20 protein-coding genes, 1 other RNA gene and 1 pseudogene are annotated in these 19,916 nt (G+C 57.1%); 9 read left to right on the top strand and 13 right to left on the bottom strand.

What is annotated here, in order from left to right; translation table 11 throughout:
* Positions 1-3: 3 nt before the first annotated feature.
* From Q0O99_RS01460 to dnaX, 4 genes are all read right to left on the bottom strand, one after another.
* Positions 4-1,053, bottom strand: a complete 1,050-nt coding sequence (locus Q0O99_RS01460; RefSeq protein ID WP_293747792.1) for an ABC transporter substrate-binding protein — start codon at positions 1,051-1,053, stop codon at positions 4-6.
* A 183-nt stretch (positions 1,054-1,236) separates the two neighbouring features.
* On the bottom strand, positions 1,237-1,827 hold the full coding sequence (gene recR, locus Q0O99_RS01455; protein ID WP_293747790.1) for a recombination mediator RecR: 591 nt from the start codon (positions 1,825-1,827) through the stop codon (positions 1,237-1,239).
* Between the two features lie 10 nt (positions 1,828-1,837).
* The gene (locus Q0O99_RS01450) at positions 1,838-2,161 is read right to left on the bottom strand and encodes a YbaB/EbfC family nucleoid-associated protein (protein ID WP_100117600.1); all 324 of its coding nucleotides are present in this window, start codon (positions 2,159-2,161) and stop codon (positions 1,838-1,840) included.
* A 43-nt stretch (positions 2,162-2,204) separates the two neighbouring features.
* Positions 2,205-4,163, bottom strand: a complete 1,959-nt coding sequence (gene dnaX, locus Q0O99_RS01445; protein ID WP_293747786.1) for a DNA polymerase III subunit gamma/tau — start codon at positions 4,161-4,163, stop codon at positions 2,205-2,207.
* Between the two features lie 105 nt (positions 4,164-4,268).
* Between dnaX and ffs the strand changes: the two genes are divergently transcribed.
* The 6 genes from ffs to Q0O99_RS01415 all read left to right on the top strand — a co-directional run bounded on the left by ffs (position 4,269) and on the right by Q0O99_RS01415 (position 9,072).
* Positions 4,269-4,365, top strand: an RNA gene (gene ffs / locus Q0O99_RS01440) — signal recognition particle sRNA small type.
* A 109-nt stretch (positions 4,366-4,474) separates the two neighbouring features.
* Positions 4,475-5,689 carry a site-specific integrase gene (locus tag Q0O99_RS01435; protein WP_293747783.1) on the top strand — a complete coding sequence of 405 codons (1,215 nt, stop codon included), beginning with the start codon at positions 4,475-4,477 and terminating at the stop codon, positions 5,687-5,689.
* Between the two features lie 98 nt (positions 5,690-5,787).
* The gene (locus Q0O99_RS01430) at positions 5,788-6,009 is read left to right on the top strand and encodes a TIGR02450 family Trp-rich protein (RefSeq protein WP_293747781.1); all 222 of its coding nucleotides are present in this window, start codon (positions 5,788-5,790) and stop codon (positions 6,007-6,009) included.
* 34 nt (positions 6,010-6,043) lie between these two features.
* Positions 6,044-6,574 (top strand): glycine zipper 2TM domain-containing protein, encoded by a 531-nt coding sequence (locus Q0O99_RS01425; protein WP_293747780.1) that lies wholly within the window; start codon positions 6,044-6,046, stop codon positions 6,572-6,574.
* 250 nt (positions 6,575-6,824) lie between these two features.
* Entirely contained in the window at positions 6,825-8,519 is a 1,695-nt protein-coding gene (locus Q0O99_RS01420; protein WP_293747778.1) for a hypothetical protein, read from the top strand.
* Position 8,520: 1 nt separating this feature from the next.
* Positions 8,521-9,072, top strand: a complete 552-nt coding sequence (locus Q0O99_RS01415; protein ID WP_293747775.1) for a hypothetical protein — start codon at positions 8,521-8,523, stop codon at positions 9,070-9,072.
* Positions 9,073-9,675: 603 nt separating this feature from the next.
* Here Q0O99_RS01415 and Q0O99_RS01410 read toward each other — a convergent pair.
* Entirely contained in the window at positions 9,676-10,686 is a 1,011-nt protein-coding gene (locus Q0O99_RS01410; protein WP_293747773.1) for a metal-dependent hydrolase, read from the bottom strand.
* 176 nt (positions 10,687-10,862) lie between these two features.
* Between Q0O99_RS01410 and Q0O99_RS01405 the strand changes: the two genes are divergently transcribed.
* Positions 10,863-11,375: a hemerythrin domain-containing protein gene (locus tag Q0O99_RS01405; RefSeq protein ID WP_293747771.1), complete on the top strand. Its 513-nt coding sequence runs from the start codon at positions 10,863-10,865 to the stop codon at positions 11,373-11,375.
* A 13-nt stretch (positions 11,376-11,388) separates the two neighbouring features.
* On the opposite strand, the pseudogene Q0O99_RS01400 reads toward Q0O99_RS01405, so the two are convergent.
* From Q0O99_RS01400 to Q0O99_RS01370, 7 genes and pseudogenes are all read right to left on the bottom strand, one after another.
* Positions 11,389-11,892 (bottom strand): annotated as a pseudogene (locus Q0O99_RS01400) (UxaA family hydrolase); the annotation flags it as partial.
* On the bottom strand, positions 11,889-12,884 hold the full coding sequence (locus tag Q0O99_RS01395) for a beta-propeller fold lactonase family protein (RefSeq protein WP_293747769.1): 996 nt from the start codon (positions 12,882-12,884) through the stop codon (positions 11,889-11,891). The gene Q0O99_RS01395 and the pseudogene Q0O99_RS01400, both read right to left, overlap by 4 nt.
* Before the next feature lie 39 nt (positions 12,885-12,923).
* Complete coding sequence (locus Q0O99_RS01390; RefSeq protein WP_293747767.1) at positions 12,924-13,754, bottom strand: amidohydrolase; 831 nt, start codon at positions 13,752-13,754, stop codon at positions 12,924-12,926.
* On the bottom strand, positions 13,751-14,746 hold the full coding sequence (locus Q0O99_RS01385) for an NAD(P)-dependent oxidoreductase (protein WP_293748132.1): 996 nt from the start codon (positions 14,744-14,746) through the stop codon (positions 13,751-13,753). Before Q0O99_RS01385 ends, Q0O99_RS01390 begins: the two co-directional genes overlap by 4 nt.
* A gap of 15 nt (positions 14,747-14,761) precedes the next feature.
* Positions 14,762-16,045, bottom strand: coding sequence for a TRAP transporter large permease (locus tag Q0O99_RS01380; RefSeq protein WP_293747765.1), 1,284 nt, complete (start codon positions 16,043-16,045; stop codon positions 14,762-14,764).
* A gap of 2 nt (positions 16,046-16,047) precedes the next feature.
* On the bottom strand, positions 16,048-16,566 hold the full coding sequence (locus tag Q0O99_RS01375) for a TRAP transporter small permease (protein WP_293747763.1): 519 nt from the start codon (positions 16,564-16,566) through the stop codon (positions 16,048-16,050).
* A gap of 96 nt (positions 16,567-16,662) precedes the next feature.
* Positions 16,663-17,646, bottom strand: a complete 984-nt coding sequence (locus Q0O99_RS01370; protein WP_293747761.1) for a TRAP transporter substrate-binding protein — start codon at positions 17,644-17,646, stop codon at positions 16,663-16,665.
* A 134-nt stretch (positions 17,647-17,780) separates the two neighbouring features.
* Between Q0O99_RS01370 and Q0O99_RS01365 the strand changes: the two genes are divergently transcribed.
* Both Q0O99_RS01365 and Q0O99_RS01360 read left to right on the top strand, forming a co-directional pair.
* Positions 17,781-18,512, top strand: coding sequence for a FadR/GntR family transcriptional regulator (locus Q0O99_RS01365; protein WP_293747759.1), 732 nt, complete (start codon positions 17,781-17,783; stop codon positions 18,510-18,512).
* Between the two features lie 132 nt (positions 18,513-18,644).
* Positions 18,645-18,902, top strand: coding sequence for a hypothetical protein (locus Q0O99_RS01360; protein ID WP_293747757.1), 258 nt, complete (start codon positions 18,645-18,647; stop codon positions 18,900-18,902).
* A gap of 3 nt (positions 18,903-18,905) precedes the next feature.
* On the opposite strand, the gene Q0O99_RS01355 is transcribed toward Q0O99_RS01360, so the two are convergent.
* Entirely contained in the window at positions 18,906-19,886 is a 981-nt protein-coding gene (locus Q0O99_RS01355; RefSeq protein WP_293747755.1) for a tripartite tricarboxylate transporter substrate binding protein, read from the bottom strand.
* Positions 19,887-19,916 lie beyond the last annotated feature (30 nt).

Raw genomic sequence — 19,916 nt, 5'->3', positions numbered from 1 at the left:
AGATCAAGTCAACCGACGGCTTTTGGACTTTTGCGCAAAAACGTTGGTGAATGTGCTCTCGGGCACCAGAGGTTTGGGCCCGTAAGTACCCATCAACCTGGCATGCACACGCCAGGAATGCGCCACATCTTCGCTGCGCACGATCCCGTCCACGGCGTAAGACTCACGCAGTTTCTCAAATGCGCCAAGGTAGATCGCCCGGTCGCCCATCCAATGACCCGCAGGAACGGCTCGCAAGATGTCCGTCAAGCCGGCGGTATGCAGCCACTTCAGGGCCTGCACCACACCATCGCTCAGGGCCTGCGCCCGATCGGGATGCAGTTGCAAAAAAGCAGCATGCGCGAACAGGCTGGCCCCCGGCACCAGGCCTCCCATCAAGTGGCGAGTGCCTTGCAGGGTTCGGGCATCGCCCAGGATTCGGATGTCGTTTTTTTGCTCCAGCCAGTACATGACCGGGTCCGGATTGCACAGGGCATCGATGCTGCCGCTGCGCAGCACCTCCATGACCCCCTGCGACGAGCCCACCGGAACAAACTCCACATCCTCGGCCGTCAAGCCTTGACGCGACAGCCATTGGCAAGCCGTCCAGTAAGTGGTTGAGTCCAACGCCGAAATGCCCAAACGCACGCCACGGATGTCTGCCCCTGAGCGCCAGGCCATGCCAGCACGCGTACTGCCCCCCAAGCTGACTTGTGGCGTGCGGCTCATTTGCACAAAACTTTGGTAATTGAGCCCCTTGAGGTGCAGGGCAAACAGGTGCTCGTAAGCCCCGGCCACCACATCGGCCTGGCCCGACAGGGCCATGCTCAAAGCCTTGGCGCCCGACTCCTGTGGCAGCCACTCCAGTTGGACACCCGCCTGCCGAAAAAACCCCAGCCGCTCGGCCAGGGTCAGAGGCAAGTGGTAGAGGCTGTGGCTGGCGGCCAGGGCCAAGCGGACGCGCGGCAAAGCACGACTGGCCTCAGAGGACAGGGCAGTGGGCGCTTGCGCTGAGGCCAGCGAGCCAACGGCAGCCAGCAACAGCGAACGGCGAAGGGCGTGGGCTGAATTCACCCGCATCACTCCTGGAGAAAAATGGACTCAAGCCCAGCTTAATCAGGCGCAGCGCATCGCGCATTGGGATTGATCCCGATCGGGTTTTTACGTAATGGATTGCAGGTCATTGACAAGCCAACCATCCACCGACATGCAGCCCAGGGGCGGTTCAGCGCCGCAACCCAAAGGGCCCGCCAATGGTCAGCGCCGGTCGACCAAGGCGTGGGCGATGGTGCCCAAGTCCACGTATTCCAGCTCGCTGCCTGCAGGCACACCGCGGGCCAGTCGCGTGACCTTCAGACCTTGCTGGCGAATCATTTCAGAAATCACATGGGCGGTGGCCTCGCCCTCGGCGGTGAAATTCGTCGCCAAGATCACCTCGGCCAACACCCCATCTCCCACGCGTTCTTTCAGCTTGGCCAGGCCGATGTCGTGCGGGCCGATGCCGTCCAGCGGACTGAGTTTGCCCATGAGCACAAAGTACAAACCCCGGTAGGTGCCTGTGCGCTCGATGGCCGACTGGTCGGCCGGGGTTTCAATCACGCACAGCAGCGTGCGGTCTCGGGCATTGTCCAGACAGGTGTCGCACAACTCGGCTTCGGTGAAAGTGTGGCAACACGCACAGTGGCGGATTTTTTGCACTGCGTTGTCCAAGGCTGCCGCCAATTGCCGGGCCGTGGCCCGGTCGTTTTGCAGTAGCTGAAAAGCCATGCGCTGGGCCGACTTGATGCCCACCCCCGGCAAGCCCTTGAGGGCCTGCACCAATGTGGCAAGGGCGTGGGTGTCGGCCATGTTCAGGCGCTCAGAAAGGCAGCTTCATGCCCGGTGGCAAACCGGCGGTGAGCTTGCCCATTTTTTGCTGCGAGACTTCTTCGGCCATGCGAACGGCGTCGTTGAAGGCGGCCGCCACCAAGTCTTCCAGCATGTCCTTGTCGTCAGCCAGCAAGCTGGGGTCGATGGTGACGCGACGCACGCTGTGTTTGCAGGTCATCAGCACCTTGACCATGCCGGAGCCGGCTTGGCCTTCGACCTCAACGAATGCCAATTCGTCTTGGGCTTTTTTCAGGTTGTCTTGCATGGCCTGGGCTTGTTTCATCAAGCCAGCGAGTTGTCCTTTGTTGAACATGGGGTTTCCTTGAGTGAGAGATGGTGTGGGGGGAATAAAAAAATCAGATGATCTGGATGCTGCCGGGCACGATTTTGGCCCCGAAGTCGCGCACCATGGCTTGCACCAGCGGGTCGTTGTGGATGAGCTCTTGTGCGGCCACCATCTTTTCGGCGGCCTTCACGGCCAGACGCCTTGCAGGGCTGTCGGTCACGGGCCCAATTTCGATGCCCAGTTGGACATCGCCATGGCCGGCGGCCAGCAAAGCCGCTTGCAAACGCTCGCGGCTGGCCGGGTGGTTGAGTGTCTCGCGCTCCACACGAAGTTGCCAGTGGTCAGCATCGCGGGCCAAAAGCTGCGACTGCAGGGCCAGCTCGCGCACCAAGGCCGTGATGGCCTCTTGCGCCATCAGGCCTTGCACCACCTCCAGCCAGACATCGCCTTCGGGCGTGGCCTGCACAGCCGGCGGTGCGGCCAGCGTGGGCACATCGGCGCGCCCAGACGGGGCTTCGCGCACCGGCAAAACGCGCAAAGCGGGCGCTGCTGGACGAACCTCCGGCACAGGGGGGGGTGCCACGTTCGAATGGGCAGCCTGGACATCGGCGTAGTCGGTAGTGTCGGGCCAGTCCTCCCAGGGGGGTGGCTCGGACAGGGTCGGCTCGGCTTGCGCATGGCCGATCACAAGATCGGCAGGCGGCGCTGACGGCACAGGCTGGGTTATGGGAGCATCGATGGGTGAAGCCATGGGAGCAGCAATCGGTGTAGTCACGGGTGCAACCATGGATGGCGTGACCTCGCTGGGCGGGGTGGCTTGCGGGGCTGGCTTGGGCTGCGGGTCGGCAGCGACTGGCGCGGCAGCTCGGGTGGGCTCAGGGGTGGCCCGAGGGCTGGTCAGCGGACTTTTTTTTTCCGCCAAGCCCGCCTGGGGCTTAAAAGCCAGCAGGCGCAGCAGCACCATGGTCATGGCCGAGTACTCGTCAGGGGCCAGGCCCAGCTCGCTTCGCCCGTGCAGGCACAGGCTGTAGAGCAATTGGGTTTCTTCGGCGGGCATGGCGGCGGCCAGTTCGGCCAAGCCCTGCGTGTCAGGGTCATCACCGTCTTGCGCCATGCTGGGCACCATCTGCATCACGGCCATGCGCTGCAGCAGCATGGCCATGTCTTCCAAGGTGGCCGCGGCCGACACGCCTTGCAGGCGCAGGGCGTTGACCTGGTTCAACACCGCTGCGCCATCGCCTTCGGTCAGGGCACGGATCATGAGCAAAACGTGGCTGCGGTCCACACTGCCCAGCATTTGGCGCACACCGGCTTCTTGCAGCTGGCCGTTGCCAAAGGCAATGGCTTGGTCGGTCAGGCTCAGCGCATCGCGCATGGAGCCGCGCGCGGCGCGGGCCAACAGGCGCAGCGCCAGCGGCTCGGCACTCAGTTGTTCGGCGGCCAGCACCTGTGTCAGGTGCTCAAAAACAGTCTCAGGGGCCATGGGCCGCAGGTTGAACTGCAAGCAACGCGAAAGCACCGTCACGGGCACCTTTTGCGGGTCGGTCGTGGCCAGCACGAACTTCAAATACTCGGGGGGTTCTTCGAGGGTCTTCAACATCGCATTGAACGCGGTGTTGGTCAACATGTGCACCTCGTCGATCATGAAAACCTTGAAACGCCCCTGCACCGGTTTGTACACCGCCTGCTCCAGCAGGCTTTGCACCTCGTCCACGCCCCGGTTAGAGGCCGCGTCCAGCTCGGTGTAGTCCACAAAACGCCCGGCATCGATGTCGCGGCAAGCCTGGCACACGCCACAGGGCTCGGCGGTGATGCCGCCCTGCCCGTCAACGCCCTGGCAGTTGAGCGACTTGGCCAATATGCGCGAGACCGTGGTCTTGCCCACCCCCCGGGTGCCGGTGAACAAATACGCGTGGTGCAGACGTTGCTGCACGAGGGCATTGGTCAGGGCTTGCACCACGTGCTCTTGCCCCACCATTTCGGTGAAATTGCGGGGGCGGTATTTGCGCGCTAGGACAAGGTAAGACATGGACTGGGATTCTATCGGGCCGGGGCGTTGGTTCTGCCAAGGTGGATCCGACAAAATTCCGGCCCAAGGGACAAAGCCTGCGCAAGCTCGCCTACAATCCATTTCGACGGGCCTTCCCGCATGGTGAAGCGGCCAACCGGGTCAGGTGGGGAACCAAGCAGCCCTAACTGTGAATCCAGTGCCGGGGTCAAGGCTCGTCACCTTTTTCTTTAAAAGTGAATTAGATCAATAGGTTACCGTTAATTCGGACCCAAATTCTGTTCATTTGTATCACCCAGCTGTGTCACCTTTGGTCCAACAGGATAGGTTTCATGGCAAAGTTAACAGGTCTTTTCGAACGTGGAGGCGCTTATTACCTCCGTGTCGTTCTTCCTCTTCATCATCCCCTTTTAGACCGTTACAAAAGCGGCAAGGTCGTCAGTTCGCTTGGCCGTTGTAGCCACCGTGAAGCCATACGCTTGGGGACGATCAAACGAGCTGAGATTCTTTGGGGCGAATCATTCCATCCGAAAAGAATATACATATCTACAGACATCAATCGCTGTCAGGGTGCAACGCCCGATACTGCAAAACCTGTGCTGCTTCGAGATGTGTACGACCTCTGGGTTCAAGCTAGCCGTAGAACTGCTGATTCAATTGCTGCCTGCAATCGTGCAGTGAAGCTCTTTGAGCAGCAAACACACAATCCACCATTGAACCAAGTGACTCGAAGCTTGGGGAATGAATTTCGCTCGTTCCTTCAGACATTGCCCACCACACCGAAGACAGCTAGAGATCGCTTGAACTGGATCAAAAGCTTGTTGAAATACGCTGCTCAGGACTTGGAGCTGATACCCAAAAGTCCGTGGGTAGGGTTGGACATAAAAAGCAAAACAACGGCTTCTAGACAGGTCTGGTCAACCGATTGGCTTCAAAAATTGTTGAGCCATGCGATCTGGCAAGACGGACAGTTACCTAAAGATAAGAAAGCTGGTGGATTAGCCGCTTATTGGATACCACTGCTGGCGCTGTACACAGGAGCACGGTGTTCAGAACTCTGCCAATTACTTGTGCAAGATATCGACACTACTGGACATGTACCTTTGCTCAAGATCACCGATCAAGGGGAAGGCCAACATGTAAAAACAACTGCCAGTGTTCGAACGATTCCGATTCATTCTGAGCTGATACGTTTGGGATTTCTTGAGTATGCAAGTTCTCTGAAGAGCAATAGTCTATGGCCGGACCTACCACTTAGAGATGGAAAACCTGGGAGCTTCTTTAGCCAGTGGTTTGGGAGCTTCAGACGATCACTGGACGTACCGGATACATTGGTTTTTCACAGCTTTAGACATACCGTTCGATCCTCACTAACCAGATCCAACGTTCCTGAACCGATCATCGACAGACTGCTAGGCCATGAATCACAGGGCAGCATCGGTGCACGGGTCTACACCCACCCACAAATCGAACAGCTGACACAAGCTATCGAGACGCTAGAAACCCTCAATTTACCTGTCATTGCGAAAGTTGGCTCTGGAAGCTAAATTCATCAAGGTAACTTGAAACTTAGCCAATGAAGCTACTACGCCATGGCGGTGATTGAGCTGGCTGAGGCGGTGGCGCGTGAAATGCAAAGCAAACCATGAACCCGCTGAACCCCAAAAAACTGCTGCTGAGCAAGTGGACCGTAGTGAAACCCGTGGCCAAGCAAAAGCACTTTTTGGTCAGTCGGGTGATTCAGCCCGATGAGCCCACGCACCCGATTGAATTGGTGGAAATTGAGGCATTATTTTCCAAGGATGTGCAGGTCATCGCATGGCGGGAGCTGCAGGACGACAGCGTGTGGCGTCAGGGGTGGGTTTGAAGCCGTGAGGGAGTCGTTTTAAACGACAACTGTCATGGCCCTTCAACCGACACACAGACCAGTTGTATCATCGACCTTTCTCGATAAGATCACAAAAATGAAAAAATCCATAGCAGCGCTGGCACTCATCAGCATCGGCACACTGGCTTCGGCGCAAGAAGTTGGTCGAGTGATTTCCTCAGTTCAGGTCATTCAGCAAGTTTCAGTGCCACGCCAAGTTTGCACACAAGAACAAGTGGCTGTGCAGCATAACAAAAGCGGTGCTGGTGCTGCAATGGGCGCTATTGCTGGCGGCGTGCTGGGCAATCAAATAGGTGGTGGCAGTGGCAAAGCAGCAGCTACTGCACTGGGCATCTTCGGTGGTGCCATTTTGGGAAACAACATTGAAGGTGCACCAGCAGCTCAGACACAAACAGTGCAGAACTGCACGACTCAAAACGTGATTGAAAATCGCGTGATGGGCTACAACGTCACATATGAATTCAACGGCAAGCAATACAACGTGCAGTTGCCACGCGATCCTGGCCCGACGATCAAGCTCAACGTCACACCCGCCCCTTATTGATGCAAAGTTCAAGGGATTGTGTAAGCCCAAGATGTCGTCGCAATTGCCGAGGGTCAATCTCTCCCATTTTGAGAGTTGAACAAGGCGGTAGATAACGGTTTTGTCCAAGGCCAGGCAGGTCATTGCTTTGCGTGATCTGCAGGACGACCGTGTTTGGTACCGTTGTGTGTCAAAAATCAGCCTTGAAACTTAGTCGACTTAGCGATACTATGTTTTGATATATGACTTATGTCTTTAAAGGGCAGTTAAATTGAAAATCAAGGAAAAAATTCTCGCTGCTTCTTTACTTGCTTGGATCCCTTCTCTTTATGCCCAAGTTGTGACCGATGCGAAACTGCGAGTTGATCGAGTTGAGGTCGGATCTGCTGCTACCTTAATAATTAATTATAAATCAGAAAGCATTACTTGGTGTGGATTGATTATCGACTGGGGTTCTGGTGATAAACCTCAATCATTGAGGATTGGTGAAGATGACAAAACGACTTCACCCATCATGGTCTCGAGGACTTACTCGAATCCTGGGACTTACTCTATAAGCGTCAAAGGACAGTTAATTGTGCGTGGCTTGAAATCAGCTCTTCCATGCGGGGGTGACACAATTCAAACGCAAATCGTCGTCATTGATTCAGTTGCTGAGGCGAAGATCAGAAATGCTGAAATTGAGCGTCAACAGTTGATAAAGAAAGCGGAAGAAGAAAAAACAAAAGCTCAAGCAGAAAAATTATTTTTAGAAAAGCGCTTAGCTGATCTAGCTCAAAGAGAACTTGAACTCAAACAGCGTGAATTAGAAATTAGAGAGGCTGAACTTCGACGTGTAAGGCCACCAGCAAATCAAGAGACAGAAATACGAGCTGAAACTGCACCAGTTCGCTTAACTGAAGCGGAACGGCGTCAAAAGCTCGTTGAAGAACGAGAACAAACACAGCGAGAACGTCAGCAAAAAGCTAGAGCAGAAAAGGAAGCTGCCGATGAAGCACGAAAGAATTTAGCCGAAGAAAAAGAGCGTGTAATCGCTGCTAAACGACAAGAGGTAGCTGAGGAGCGAGCTAGACAGCAAGAGGCGAGAGAAGAAGCTGAACGCCGAAAACGCGAGGAAATCGAGGCCGAACGTCAGCGTGTCATAACAGCGAGAGCTGAGTCAGAGCGGCTTAGGCGGCAAGCAATAGAGTCAGCGCTGGTTAGACCACTAATTTCCAACCAAGATCCTCGTATTCAATGTCAAAATAGTTGGGACTTTGACCCGCAGTATCAACCGCTTGCGGCAAAAATTTCATTAACTTCCCTTACAGATATTAATTTTCAGATGCTTGCGGACAATTCTCAGCCAACCGCAAAAGAGCGCCAAATAATTGGTAATCTAGCTGATGCTTTCACAAAATGTGTTAGTGAAAGCAACGCCTTTCGTCGAGCAAACTATAATCAAGAGGCCATAAGAATACTAGCTCAGGAAGACTCTAAAATTCTCGAACTTAAGCTTGATCTTTACAATCGCATATTAACTTACAGCAGATATAATCAATCTATTAAACAAATTGTTAATCAAACAAGAACTGGTTTAGAAGCTCTTGCAGATCACTTAAAGGCAGAGCAAGATCGTTTAAAGGCAGAACAAGAAAGGCAACAGGATTTGTCTCGTTCTCGAGCCGCAGCAATTCGCGATGCTCAACAACGGCAGGAACAACAAAGAATGGCTGACCAACGACGAGAAGAACAGCGTCGCCAGGCTGAACAATCAAGAATAGCAGCTGTTAGACAGCAATGGCAATCTCGATGTGAATTAGACAAGCGCAATGCTTACGAACAATATATTAAAAGCAAAGAAAATAGCTGTGGCGGGCCCAATAGGGGTTTAGCAGTATTATGCGCTATTGGCAATGTTTCAGCAGCCAACGATTATGCTGAAGCGGCATTTAAATCCTGCATGAGTGGCGCTCCAGTTCAATAAAATGAAAATCCATTTCCCAAAAATATTTTTAATGTTGGCGGTCATTTTGCCAACCATCAGTCACTCGCAATATTCTCCTGCAATTGAAAAAATCAATAACTTCATACTTCAGGGTAAATGCTCTGATGCTGAGGCCTACGCAAGAAGCTATATTCAACGACCAGTAATGTTGACGGCGCTTGGGATTATTAGCAATGATTGCCGTCGCAACTCCACTGAGGCGATAGGTTACTTTCGCCTAGCTGCAGCAGAGAATGAATCAGTAGCGATAGAATTTTTAAATGCAATGGGCATAAGTTATACAAATCCTCGACTTACAAATTCAAATACGAGTGAACCTACACAAACAATTCAAAGTCCACCACCTCATAGATTAGCGCCAGCCCCAAGGCCTCGTGAGCACAACATAATTTTGGTTCAACCTCAACTTTCTGCACCAGTATTTGTTGCTCCTATGATCAACCCTTCAGCCTGCATCCAGGACGGCGGTGGGACTTACTGTCCCAATCACATTAACTCGCAAATCCGACCTTCTTATCCATACGGACGCTAATCCTTTGGCAACCGGGATAGTGAAATAATCAACAAGCACGGACCTCAAACCAACTGGCCTCCACGAAACCCGGGGCGATTCAGAATAGAAGAAATTTCTTCAAAGGAGATCTCCTGAAATTGTCTCGTCAGCGGTACAAGGCGAGTTAACACTGTAAGTCTTAACATTAAACTTGAGCAACAAACTGAGCAATCCTTCAGATAACGGCATCCTAAATTTTGAGTAAGGGGTCAAATAGTAGAAGACAGCCAAACATACAAAAGTTGGACCATGACCGGAAGCAACGGATTGATGCAGGTTGTCACTAAGGCTTGATGCATCTGTCTTGCACAGATGCTACAGCATCAGGATTTCCAAATATCAGGGTAAACAGACTGCAAATGAGACGGCATCAATTCACCGTGATAGAGTGAGAGTTGTATCAGCTGAGTGTGTCACATCAAAGAAAATTTGACGTTTCAACCCGCATAACAAATTGGCCGTTTTCCCTCTGTCAGGACTAGTCGAGCAGTGGGATTTGTGAGTGTTTATGCCGGGGTCAAGGCTCGTCACCCCCTCCCTCTGTTTGCAAGTCTTGCAACGCCCCACGCCCAGCCGGTGGCATCAGCCCGGTGGCGGCACATCGCGCCCCAAGATGCGCTGGCCCAGCCATTTCAAACCCACCCCCACGTCCATGCGCCGGCTTTGCTGTTGCGCCACCGGGTGAGCTTGGCCAGGTTGCAGTGGCGGGCCAATGTCAAAAGAAAACACATAGGCGGGCTCTTGCCCCATGCGCAAGTCGGTGAGCACCAACTTTCCATTTTGGTCACTGACCTTGAAAAAACCGTCGGTGAATCGGGCCAGGCGCTGCAGTTGGGGGTGATCGGCGTTTTGCGCAGCCCAGCGGGCACCGCGGTCGTGGGCCACAAAGCGCATCGGCCTGTCGCCGTCCATCAGTGCATAAAACCCTTCATGAAAGCGCTCACCATCGAGCGCCACCACGCGCCACACCAGGGTGCTCAGGGGCGCGGGGGTCACCATCAACTGCTGGGTGGGCAAGCCCTGCGCCTGCAGCGACTGGCGGGCCTGTTGCGTGACCCAGGCTTGGCCCAGCGCGCTCCAGGCCAAATAAGCGGTGCTCAAGCCCAAGGCCCAGCCATTAATGCGCAAAGCCCTGCCCATGGGTTTGACGCGGAAAGCGGCCACCACCCCGACCAGCAAGGGCAATGAATACGCCGGGTCGATGATGAACATGCTGCCCAGGCCATAGGCCTCGTCGGTGAAAGGCTGGAAAACTTGGGTGCCGTAAATGGTCATCAGGTCCAGCAAGGGATGGGTGACCAGCGCCAGCATGAGCGCCCACCACCAGCGGCCATACAAGCGGGCCTGGTGGTGGATGCGGCTGACCAGCCAGGCCATGGGAAAAGCAAACAGCGTCAGCAACAACAAAGCATGCGTCTCGGCGCGGTGCCGAATCATGTTCAGGATCGGGTCACCGTGGTCCAGCAACACGTCCAGGTCGGGCAGCAAACCTGCCACACCACCCCAAACCGCCGATTTCCAAAGCGCCGTGCGCCGCCCCATGACGGCCACGCCGATCGAGGCGCCCAAAAGAACTTGTGTGACGGAATCCATGGCTTTTCTTGGGAAATTTGACGCAGGCCAACACGATAGCGGCTTTGACAAGGCCTGTGGCCCATCGGGTCGAACGGGTCAGGCCCGGAGCAACGATGTCCCCAATGCACTGCCCCCCTTGGCTTGGCGGGATAATGAAGAGTGTTTGTGCCTTGTACCTTGACCGAGCCTTGTCCATGTCCACCACCGCCCCCTCCTCTGTTGCCCACACCCACATGCCTTCAGTCATGGCCTGGACCGATTCTCTTGTCACGGGCGACGCCCGCATGGACGAGACGCACCAGGAATTCGTGGACATGATCAACCAGATATTGGCCACCCCCGAAGACGCGCAGCTGCCGGTCTACAAAAAATTTCTCGCCCACACGGTCGAGCACTTTGCGCAAGAAGAGCGCTGGATGCTGGCCACCGGTTTTTCGGCCGACAACTGCCACGCCGAACACCACGCCACCATTTTGGAGACCATGCGCGTGGTGGAAGCCCATTACCTGGACAGCGACTCCACCATCATCACCCGCATGGCCGAAGCGCTGGCCGAGTGGTTCCCGGGTCATGCCAACAGCATGGACGCGGGCCTGGCGGCCCACCTGAAATCGGTGGGTTTTGACAGCGTGACCGAAACCCTGGCCGACCCTTCGGCCATCCAAAAAGTGACCATGTCAGGTTGCGGCCGCGTCAGCTGCAGCTAAAGCCCAAACCGAAAACCACGTCGTCCACTTGCGGGTACAAGGGCAACAACTCGTCCTTGATGCGACGCACAGCTTGTGCCACCACACCCGCCACGCACTGCACGGTGGTGGTGATGGCCAAAATATTGCGCGTGCCCACCGAGCCATCGGCATTGCGGTAGCCCTCAAAGGTGTAGCCGGTCAGTGGCGCTTGCACAGGCGCTGCCACGGTGGCCATGGGCAGGCCATGCAACTCGCGGGCAGCGGGCATTTGCAACAAGCGCTCATGCACCCAGCGCCCCGCCGCAATGTCTTGCAAAACGTAACCAATGGGCACGTTGTAGCGCCGCACCGCCTCGCCTTGCGCCAAGGCCACCAGCGTCACCTTGTGGCCCTGTGGCACTTTGTCCAGCAAGACCAGCCCCCCTTCAAGCAGGGTGCCCGCGGGCAAACCGCCCTCGTTGACGACAATGGCCACGTTGTCGGCCGGGTGCATGCGCACCAAACGCGGCTGCGCGGCGGATGTCGTTTCGCTCATGCCAGTATCTCCACCCAGTTCGGCCCCTGCCTCACCGGCAAGCGTTGACGCAGCGTCAACTGGCCCGTCTCGCGGTCGATCGCATGACGGCTGAGGTAGTGTGACAGCTGGCCCACCACCAGCAAGTGCTGGCCTGTCGCATCGATGGCAAAACCCCGGGGCTGGGCTTCAACCACCGTATGTCCTCTGAGAGTGACATGACCTGTGACCGCGTCCACAACAAAGTGCGCCAGGGTGCTGGAAGTTCGCTCACTGGTGTACAGATGGCGCCCATCGGGTGTGAGGTGCAAGTCGGCCGCCCAAGGATGGCCCGTGAAACCCGGCGGCAAAATGTCCACGCTGCTTTGCACGCGGGTCAAGCGACCCTGCTGGGCGTCCCAGGCCAGCACGTCCACCGTGCCATCCAGCTCGTTGAGCAGATAAACAAATCGGCCCGCAGGGTCAAACCGGAAGTGCCGAGGCCCGGCACCAGCCCGAGCATGCCAAGTGGAGGCAGGCGTCAGGCGGCCCGTCTCGGCATGGAACGTGTACACCATGAGTTCGCCACTGCCCAAGCTGGTGGCCAAGACATAACGGTTGCAAGGCGAAGCCATGATGGCGTGGGCATTGGGGCCCGTGGGCACCACTTGCTGCACAGCGCCCACCGTGCCATCGGGCTGCACCGGGCTGATGGTGAGCTGGTGCCCGGGGTAGGAGGCGGCCAGCAAAAATCGCCCAGTGGTGTCCGTGGCGATATAGGCCATGCTGGCAGGCAAAGGCGACTCGCCCAGCCGCTGCAGATCACGGCTTTGCGGGTCAATGGCCAGACTCACCACCGCCATCGGATCGCTGCGGCGGGCCGCATACAGCATGTGCTGCGAGGGGCTGATGGCCATGGGCATCAGATTGCCGCCCACGGGCACGGTGTTTTGCAGCTGCAGCGCGCCATCGGCCGCCATGTGCAGCACCGAGATGTCGCCGCTGTCGGCGTTGGAAACATAAACATGGGCCATGGGGTCACATTTTCTGGAAATGGTTCAAAAACTGCGCGGTCAAGCGTCAAAACCGTAAAGCTGCGCAGGGTTGTCCACCAAGATGCGTTGCAGGTCTGCGTGACGCGCAACCCAATTGGGCAAGAGGTTCAGCATGGCGGCATTGGACGGCACGGGGTCTTGGTTGGGGTGGGGCCAATTGCTCGCCCACAAGCAGCGCTCGGGGTAATGGGTGGCCAGGTAACGCGCCAGCAAACCCACATCACTGTAATGCGGCGCACCCTGGCGCGAAGTCTCATAAGGTGCAGACAGTTTGACCCAGACGCGGCCCGAATCCAGCAAACGGCACAGGGCCTGAAATGCCGGGTCTTCTGTGCCCGCAGGGGGGACCAAAAATTTTCCGGTGTGATCGATCACGAGCGGTACGTTCAGGCTTTGCAAAAGCGGCAGGCGCTGCACAAAGTCGCAGCCATTGAACTGCACATTCAAATGCCAACCCCAAGGCCGCAGCTTGTCGGCCATGGGGGCCAGCGCGTCCCAGCCCAGAATCCCGCCTGGGAACATCATCATGCGAACACCCCGCACGCCCGATCTGTGCAAAGCCTCTAATTCCGAATCGGGCACCTGCACCGGCACCATCGCCACAGCGCGTGCCCGACCGCCCAAGCTGGCCACGGCGGCCAAGGTGCAGCGGTTGTAAAAACCATAGCCCGTGGGCTGCACCACCACCACACGAGTCAAACCCAGCGCAGCCTGGACTTGCGCATAGTAAACCATGGGGGCGTGCGGCGGCTTGAAAGTGGCCGTGGGCGCCAAGGAGTAGGCCTCGTCATAGGCATGAATGTGGCAGTCGCACGCCCCCGGGGGCACAGAAAAAGAAACGGCGGTCATGGCCTCACCCGATCCAACCAACGTTGCGCCTGTGCCGGATTGACCGCGCCGTGAGGCATTCGCCCATGCAAAATGTCCGTCGTTTGCACCACGGTTTCCAGCGCCTGATGGGCAATGGCCTGGGGTGTCAAACCGCCCACATGGGGCGTGGCGATCACCCGGGGGTGCCGCGCCAGTTCAGGTGAAGGCATCTGATCGGCTGCACGGCCCACATCCAGCGCGGCACCCGCCAACAGGCCGCGGTCCAACGCATGCAACAGCGCAGGCTCGTCGACCAGTTGACCGCGCGATGCATTGATGAAGAACGCTGTGGGTTTCATGAGCGACAAGGCTTGGGCATTGATCAGGTTTTCAGTGTCGGGTGACGCCGGGGCCAGGCACACCACATGGTCTGCACGGGCCAGCAGCTCCCGCCAGTCAAGCGACTGAACAGCAGGGTCTTGCGGAGCCACATGGGGGTCATAAACACACACACGCATGCCAAATGCTTGTGCCAGTCTGGCCACATGGCGACCGATTTCGCCATACCCGATGATGCCCACACAGGCGCCCCGCAGCTCAAGCCCCATGCGGGGCTCCACAATCTGGCCTTGTCGGTAAGCCACCGTGGCCGCAGTGATGTGGCGACTCAAATCGATCATGACGCCCATCACCCATTCCGCCACCGACGGACCGAACCCGGGACTGGCGCGCGTGACCAGCACCCCTTCACGGCTGGCCGCTGCCACATCAATGGTGCGGATGTCGACGGCGCAACGCACAGCCGCCAGCAAGCCCGGCACCGCTGCAAAAAAGTCGGCATCGAGCACGGTCTGCCGGTAGGCGATCAACACCTCACAGCCTTGGGCGGCTTCCATCAACTCGGCGGTTGACCAGTCGTGCGCATCGGGGTTGAGTTTGACGCGGGCCACCTGCTTCAAATTGGCCAACGCCTGCTCACCAAAATAGGTGTGCAGGCGCGGGCGAGGGTGGGTGACCAGCACCGTGGGCAAGGCCATGGCTGCTTTTTACAGGCCCATGCTGCGGGGCAGCCACAGTGAAATTTGCGGCACATAGGTGACCAGCACCAGCACGAACAACAGAATCACAAAGAACGGCTTCATGGCCTTGACCACTTGCTCGATCTTGAGCTTGGCCACGGCACTGCCGACAAACAGCACCGCCCCCACCGGCGGCGTGATCAGGCCAATGCCCAGGTTGACCATCATGATCATGCCGAAGTGAACCGGGTCCACCCCGATGGTTTTCATGACCGGCAACAAGATGGGGGTGAGGATCAGGATCAGGGGCGCCATGTCCATCAAGGTGCCCAGCGCCAGCAGCATGATGTTGACGCACAACAAAATCACCCAGGGTTCGCTGCTCAAGGCCGTGAAGACCGCGGTGATCTTCAGTGGAATTTGCATCAGAGTCATGATGTAACCGAAGCTTGCAGCAAAGCCGATCAGGATCATCACGATCGTGACGGTTTTCACCGTGCGGTGCATCAGTTTGGGCAGGTCTTTCCACTTGTAATCACGGTAAATGAACATGGTCACAAAAAAGGCCCACAACACCGCGATCGAGGCCGATTCGGTGGCCGTGAACACGCCACTCAAGATGCCACCCAAGATGATGCCCATGGTGGCCAACCCCCACAGGGCTTCAACACAAATTTTGAGCGCTTCTTTCAGGGGAATGACGCGGCCTTTGGGATAGTTCTCGCGGCGAGCCACATACAGGCAATACAACGCCAAGCACAAGCCTAGCAGCAAACCGGGAAACACCCCGGCCATGAACAAAGCGGCCACCGACACCGTGCCTCCTGCGGCCATCGAGTAAATGACCGCGTTGTGGCTGGGCGGGATCAAGATGGCCTGCACGGAACCACTCACCGTCACGGCTGTGGCAAAAGGCCGGGGGTAACCGTTCTTTTCCATCTCTGGAATCAGGACCGAGCCAATCGATGCCGTGTCGGCCACCGACGAGCCGGAAATGGCCCCAAAAAACGTGGAGGCCAAAATGTTGACCAGCGACAAGCCCCCGCGCACAAAACCGATCAGCACACCGGCAAAAGCCACCAAGCGCCGCGACATGCCGCCCTCGGCCATGATCGCGCCCGCCAGCACAAAACACGGGATGGCCAAAAGCGAAAATTTATTGACGCCGCTGGCCATTTGAATCATCACCGCATCCAGCGGCAAATCGATCCACAAGGCCCCCAACAAGGCCGCCATGCCCAAAGCGTAGGCCACAGGCATGCCCAACAACATCAACACCACAAAACTGCCAATGAGAACCAATGCATCCATGATCAGATTGCCTCCGCCGATGTGGGGCCTTCGTGGTCAAAAACCACCACGGCACGGTCATGTGCCGGCCCCCAAAACAACACCTCCAGCACAAACACCAAGGTCAAGAGTGCGCCCAAGGGCACGGGCATGTAAGTCCAGCCCACGGCCAACCACGGCAAGTCAGCCAAGGTTTGCCCCATGGTGCCCATGACCAGCTTGCTGCCCCACACGACCACAAAACCACAAATGACCAACATCAAAAGGTGCACCAGATAGGCGCCGATTTTTTGCACGCCAGCAGGCAAATGGTCCACCAGCATGCCCACGGCAATGTGGGCACCGGCGCGGTAACCCGCGGCCGCTCCCATGAACGTGAAGGTCACCATCAGCAAGACCGCCACCGGCTCTGGCCAGCTCGAGCCCGTACCCAAAACATAGCGGGCGAAAACGCCCCAGGGAATGATCAGGCTCATCGCCAAAATCGACAGGCCAGAAATCCAAATGCAGAACAGGTAAAGGCGGTCAAAGAAACGCAACATATTCCAGAATCCTCGCGGGCGAGTTCATAAAACCAAAGGGACGGGGCGCACCTCGTCCCATCTCGCGCAGCGGCGTTCAAGGCCGCTGCGTGCAGGTCACCTGACCGCTTCGATGCGCTTCATCAGGTCAGCATATTGCGCGCCGTATTTGGCTCGCACAGGGGCGGTGGCGTCATAAAACGGCTTTTTGTCCACTGCCTTGAACTGAATGCCAGCGGCCTGGAGTTTGGTCGAGTACTCGGCCACGCTCTTGTCCCACAAGGCACGCTGCTCCAATTGCGCCTCGCCAGAAAACTTCATCACACTGGCTTGGTCGGCCGGGGTCAATTTGTCCCAAGTGACCTTGGACATGACGAAAATTTCAGGAATGATCAAGTGCGTGGTCTGCGTGTAAAACTTCACGCCCGTGGAGTACTGGTTAGAGGTAAACAAAGTCGGTGGGTTGTTTTCAGCCCCGTCCACCACACCGGTTTGCAGCGCACTGTAGACATCGTTGTGGCCCATGCTGATGCCGTTGCCGCCCATGGCGTTCATGGTGTCGACAAACAACGGGTTGCCCATCACGCGGATCTTTAGGCCCTTGAGGTCAGCCGGGGTTTTGATTTCCTTTTTGGTGTAGAGACTGCGCGAGCCGCTGTCCATGAAGCCCAAGGCCACCAGGCGGGCCGGGCTTTTGGTGATTTTTTCCAAAATCTCCTTGCCCACAGGCCCGTCGATCACTGCGCGCATGTGCGCTTCGTCGCGGAACACAAAGGGCATGTTGAACACATTCACATCGGGCACCACCGGCCCCAGAATGCCCAATGAAATGCGGGCGATCTGAATCGCACCGATCTGGGTTTGCTCCACGACTTCTTTTTCTGAGCCCAAGACACCGCCTGGGAACATTTGCAGCTTGTACCGACCATTGGTGGCAGCTTCAAGCTTTTTACCCAGGTTTTCTACCGCCACTACGTTGGGGTAGCCCGCGGGGTGCACGTCTGAAGCCTTCAGCACGGTTTGTGCCGAAGCCATTGGGGTCATGGTCATGGCCAGTACTGCGGCGGCCGCCGAGGTAAGCAGGTTTCTGCGAAAGTTCATGGGGGTCTCCTGTGAAAAGTTGGGGGCAATTGGCATCAACTGAAACATTGAAAATCAACACCAAGTTATCAGTTGTCGTACAATCAGGCATGATTATCGTTGAGTTTCGACATTCAGACAGCTAGGGATTACCCATGGATGCCACGACCCTCTCATTGAAAAAGCCAGGCGGCCTGGCGGTACAACTGGTGCATGCGACGACCGAAAAAATCCGCAGCGGTCGCCTCAAAGCTGGCGACAAATTGCCGACCGAAGCGGCCATCATGAAAGATTTTGGCGTGAGCCGCACCGTGGTGCGCGAAGCGATCTCGCGGCTGCAGGCCTCAGGCTGGGTCGACACGCGTCACGGCATTGGCACCTTTATCCTGCCCAAAAGCGAGCACCCGTCTTTTCGCATCAGCCCCGAGCAAATGGGCACCCTGAGAGAGGTCATTGCCCTGCTTGAATTTCGCATCAGCGTGGAAACAGAAGCGGCTGCTTTGGCTGCCGTGCGCCGCACGCCGGAGGATTTGTCTGAATTGAAGTTGTCACTTCAATCCTTCAACAGCGCTTTGGAAGAAGGCTGCGACGCCGTGATGGCAGACCACCAGTTTCACCAGGGCATTGCCCGAGCCACCCAAAACCACCACTTTGTTGACCTGATGCATTCCTTAGGTGCGGACGTCATCCCTCGCGCTCGTATCAGCGGCATCCTGACCACCGTCCCAGAGCGGCAAAACTACCTGCGCCGCGTCAACCAGGAACACGAGAGCATCTACAACGCCATTGCCGAGCAGGACGTCGAGGCCGCAAGAGCCGCCATGCGCACCCACTATGCCAACAGTCGAGACCGCCTGCGCAAGAGTGACCCTGACAGCCCGGGTTGAATCAACGCCGCCCATCACCCGCGTTTTCCCCAATGGCCAATACGCCATTCAGTTGTACGATGTCTATTGACTAGACCCTCTATGCCATGACACCCCATCACACCCCCACCATCTCCCGCCTGCATCACCCGCATGGCCGAAGCGCTGGCCGAGTGGTTTCCAGGGCACGCCAACAGCATGGACGCGGGCTTGGCCGCGCACCTGAAATCGGTGGGCTTTGACAGCGTGACCGAAACCCTGGACGACCCCTCGGCCATCCAAAAAGTGACCATGTCGGGCTGCGGCAGCGTCAGCTGGAGCATCGCCAAAACACATGAACCCCGCAACCGGCGTGACCACCTGACACAGGGCTTGGCCAACTCCCGGGGCTACTCACCCCGGTGGCGATGATGATCACTCCACCGTGATCTTCTCGTCCTTCACGATTTTGGCCATGGCAGGAATTTCTGCCTTCAGCCAGTTGCCGAACTCGGTCGGGCTCATGGCCGATGGCTCCGCGCCCAGCGTGATCAAGCGCTCGCGCACTTCAGGCATGGCCGCAATGCGTTGCACCTCGGCGTGCATTTTGTCGATGACGGCTTTGGGTGTGCCCGCAGGGGCCAGTAGACCCTGAAAACTGCCGGTCAAAAAGCCAGGCAGGCTTTCGGCCACCGTGGGCGTATCGGGCATTTGCGCATTGCGCTTCACCCCTGAAATGGCGATCAATTTGATCTTGCCCGCCTTCACATGCGGGTAGGTAGCCACCATGCCGTTGAACATCACGTCCACCTGGCCACCAATCAAATCGGTGATGGCTTGTGCGCCGCCTTTGTAAGGCACATAGCCCCACTCGATGCCGTTGCGCTGCGCGTACATGACGCCCGCCAAATGCGAGGCGCTGCCCATCCCTGCAGCCACCGCGTAATTGAGCTTGCCTTTTTGGGCTTTGGCATAGGCCACCAGCTCAGCCTGCGTGTTGGCGGGCACTTTGGTGCTCACGGCCAACAGGTGCGGCGAGTAAGCCACCATGGCCACCGGGGCAAAGTCAGTGGCCACATTGAAGGGCAATTTGAACAAAGCGGGGCTGATCACCAGATTGCCCACATCCATCAAGACGAAGGTGTAGCCATCAGGCGCGGCCTTGGCCACCAGATCGGCACCCAGGTTACCGCTGGAGCCGGGCTTGTTCTCAATGACGACAGGCTGGCCCCAGCTCTCGGTCATTTTCTGGCCGAGTATGCGGGCCAGCACGTCAGAGGTGCCACCCGCAGGGAAAGGAACCACAATTTTGATGGGCTTGTTGGGGTAAGCGGTTTGCGCTTGGACTTGGCCCTGGCTGAGCAAGCCTAGGCCAGAAAGGCCGATCGCAAGCAAGAGTTGGCGTTTTTTCATCATGGTGGTCTCCAGGTGTTTTGTGTCAAAAAT

This window comes from Limnohabitans sp. Rim8 (assembly GCF_945901735.1).
Classification (GTDB): Bacteria; Pseudomonadota; Gammaproteobacteria; order Burkholderiales; family Burkholderiaceae_C; genus Limnohabitans_A.
Note: the sequence above shows the minus strand (reverse complement) of the source record. Positions and strands in the feature narration are given on the sequence as shown.

Bases quoted from the DNA above. Each gene is read 5' to 3' on its own strand.
- recR (WP_293747790.1), bottom strand. From the start codon at position 1,827: ATGGCCGACACCCACGCCCTTGCCACATTGGTGCAGGCCCTCAAGGGC.
- Q0O99_RS01450 (WP_100117600.1), bottom strand. From the start codon at position 2,161: ATGTTCAACAAAGGACAACTCGCTGGCTTGATGAAACAAGCCCAGGCC.
- dnaX (WP_293747786.1), bottom strand. From the start codon at position 4,163: ATGTCTTACCTTGTCCTAGCGCGCAAATACCGCCCCCGCAATTTCACC.
- Q0O99_RS01435 (WP_293747783.1), top strand. From the start codon at position 4,475: ATGGCAAAGTTAACAGGTCTTTTCGAACGTGGAGGCGCTTATTACCTC.
- Q0O99_RS01430 (WP_293747781.1), top strand. From the start codon at position 5,788: ATGAACCCGCTGAACCCCAAAAAACTGCTGCTGAGCAAGTGGACCGTA.
- Q0O99_RS01425 (WP_293747780.1), top strand. From the start codon at position 6,044: ATGGCCCTTCAACCGACACACAGACCAGTTGTATCATCGACCTTTCTC.
- Q0O99_RS01415 (WP_293747775.1), top strand. From the start codon at position 8,521: ATGAAAATCCATTTCCCAAAAATATTTTTAATGTTGGCGGTCATTTTG.
- Q0O99_RS01410 (WP_293747773.1), bottom strand. From the start codon at position 10,686: ATGGATTCCGTCACACAAGTTCTTTTGGGCGCCTCGATCGGCGTGGCC.
- Q0O99_RS01405 (WP_293747771.1), top strand. From the start codon at position 10,863: ATGTCCACCACCGCCCCCTCCTCTGTTGCCCACACCCACATGCCTTCA.
- Q0O99_RS01395 (WP_293747769.1), bottom strand. From the start codon at position 12,884: ATGGCCCATGTTTATGTTTCCAACGCCGACAGCGGCGACATCTCGGTG.
- Q0O99_RS01390 (WP_293747767.1), bottom strand. From the start codon at position 13,754: ATGACCGCCGTTTCTTTTTCTGTGCCCCCGGGGGCGTGCGACTGCCAC.
- Q0O99_RS01380 (WP_293747765.1), bottom strand. From the start codon at position 16,045: ATGGATGCATTGGTTCTCATTGGCAGTTTTGTGGTGTTGATGTTGTTG.
- Q0O99_RS01375 (WP_293747763.1), bottom strand. From the start codon at position 16,566: ATGTTGCGTTTCTTTGACCGCCTTTACCTGTTCTGCATTTGGATTTCT.
- Q0O99_RS01370 (WP_293747761.1), bottom strand. From the start codon at position 17,646: ATGAACTTTCGCAGAAACCTGCTTACCTCGGCGGCCGCCGCAGTACTG.
- Q0O99_RS01365 (WP_293747759.1), top strand. From the start codon at position 17,781: ATGGATGCCACGACCCTCTCATTGAAAAAGCCAGGCGGCCTGGCGGTA.
- Q0O99_RS01360 (WP_293747757.1), top strand. From the start codon at position 18,645: ATGGCCGAAGCGCTGGCCGAGTGGTTTCCAGGGCACGCCAACAGCATG.
- Q0O99_RS01355 (WP_293747755.1), bottom strand. From the start codon at position 19,886: ATGATGAAAAAACGCCAACTCTTGCTTGCGATCGGCCTTTCTGGCCTA.